The following is a 416-nucleotide window of genomic DNA, read 5'->3' on the forward strand; positions in this document are numbered from 1 at the left end:
TTACCATTTGGATCGGCTGGTGTTGTTGGATCGTCTACGCCTGTAGTTTCTTCTCCGTTGTTTAATCCGTCATTGTCGCAATCTAAGTCGTTCCATGCTGCTTCTACTGCAGTGATGTCTTGACTTGATGCTTCATATAAACATGGATCGTTTGGATCAGTTCCATCTACTGCTTCTATTCCATCGGTTACGCCGTCTCCATCTGTGTCTGGATCTTGTGGATCAGTAGTGTTTCCGTTTGGATCTGCTGGTGTTGTTGGGTCATCTACTCCTGTTACTTCTTCTTCATTGGTCAATCCGTCATTATCACAGTCTAGATCGTTCCATGATGCATCAACTGTTACTGTTTGGTTCGCTGCTACAAAATCACATGGATCGTTTGGATTTGTTCCATCGTTTGCCTCGTCTCCGTCAGT

1 pseudogene is annotated in these 416 nt (G+C 44.5%); it reads right to left on the reverse strand.

Annotation, left to right across the window (positions count from 1 at the left end):
* Nucleotides 1–416, reverse strand: a pseudogene (locus Q0845_RS27725) (hypothetical protein); the annotation flags it as partial.

This window comes from uncultured Kordia sp. (genome assembly GCF_947489565.1).
Lineage (GTDB): Bacteria > Bacteroidota > Bacteroidia > Flavobacteriales > Flavobacteriaceae > Kordia.